Genomic DNA, 1,410 nt, shown 5'->3' with positions numbered 1-1,410 from the left:
ATTTTAAGGCGATGGTGGTTCGTGAATATCTCGGAGGAACAATCGGATATAAGAGGTTGGCTGAAAAACATGGTGTAAAGTCGAAGAGACAGATCATTGATTGGGTAAACGCATACAAGAAGTTTGGTATGAAAGGATTATTACGAAAGAAAAATGACGCGATTTATTCTGTTCAATTCAAGTTGGATGTATTAAGCTTTATGAAAAGGACAGGCGCTTCGCTTTCAAAGACGGCACTTCACTTCGGGATTACGAATCCCTCAGTCATCAGAGGTTGGAAGAAGAAATTCCTTGAAGGCGGTGCGGAAGCCCTGGACAACCCGAAAGGACGGCCAGCCATGTCTGAAAAAGCAAAGAATGTCCAGAAGAGCCAGAAGCCAACACAACAGAATGAAATGACGCGCGAACAGAAATTAGAACGGGAAAATGAACTCCTCCGCTTAGAGGTGGCCTTCCTAAAAAAGTTACGAGCTTTTCAGATGGATCCGGACGGCTATCTCGAAAAGCACAGGCAGCGTTATCACTCGAACTCAAAGAAGAATTCCGACTGACGGATGTCCTGCAGATGGTAGGCATCCCCGAATCTTCCTATCACTATCATATAAAACAGTTAAAACAAGAGAATCCTAATCAAGAGTTGGAGAATATGATTCAATCCATTTTTGATGAGAATAGCGAGAATTATGGGTATCGTCGTATTCAACTGGAGTTGAAGAACCGCGGCTTTATTGTGAATCATAAAAAAGTGCAGCGGATCATGCGAAAGTTAGGATTAAAAGGCAGTAAATTCACCCGCAAATCACGTCGTTATAGCTCATACAAGGGGAACATTGGCACCATTGCGAAAAACCGTATTAAGAGACGGTTCAAGACACCTATTGCTTATCAGAAGCTGACCACGGATATTACGGAATTCAAGTGTTCGGACGGACTGAAACTCTATCTAAGTCCAATAATGGATATGTACAACGGAGAAATACTCTCATACGGCATCAATATGCGACCGACACTTGACCTTGTGATGGAGCCCTTAGAAGAAGCTCTTGAAATCGTAAAGAATGCAAAATACAGGACGACCATCCACTCAGATCAAGGCTGGCACTATCAGCACGGCAAATGGGTTGCGACCTTAAAAGAGCACAAAGTATTCCAGAGCATGTCGCGGAAGGGGAACTGTCTGGACAACGCCCCCATGGAAAATTTCTTTGGATTACTGAAGCAGGAAATGTATTATGGAGAAGCGCAGCGGACATATAAGGAGCTTAAAAGGGCAATTGAGGCTTATATTCAGTATTACAACAACAAACGAATCAAACAGAAACTGGCTGGCATGAGTCCGGTTCAATACCGTCTTCACACCAGCCAATTAGCTGCGTAATATAAAACTCTAACTTTTAGGGGTCACATCAT

At 43.0% G+C, this 1,410-nt stretch carries 1 protein-coding gene and 1 pseudogene; both read left to right on the top strand.

Annotated elements, in window-relative coordinates; genetic code table 11:
• Positions 1 to 551 (top strand): helix-turn-helix domain-containing protein (locus tag H9649_RS17720; protein ID WP_318241722.1); only part of this gene is annotated, 551 nt, incomplete at its 5' end.
• Positions 545 to 1,378, top strand: a pseudogene (locus tag H9649_RS17715) (IS3 family transposase); the annotation flags it as partial. The gene H9649_RS17720 and the pseudogene H9649_RS17715, both read left to right, overlap by 7 nt.
• Positions 1,379 to 1,410: the final 32 nt, after the last annotated feature.

The organism is Sporosarcina quadrami (assembly GCF_014836615.1).
In the GTDB taxonomy this organism is placed as follows: Bacteria; Bacillota; Bacilli; order Bacillales_A; family Planococcaceae; genus Sporosarcina; species Sporosarcina quadrami.
Note: the sequence above shows the minus strand (reverse complement) of the source record. Positions and strands in the feature narration are given on the sequence as shown.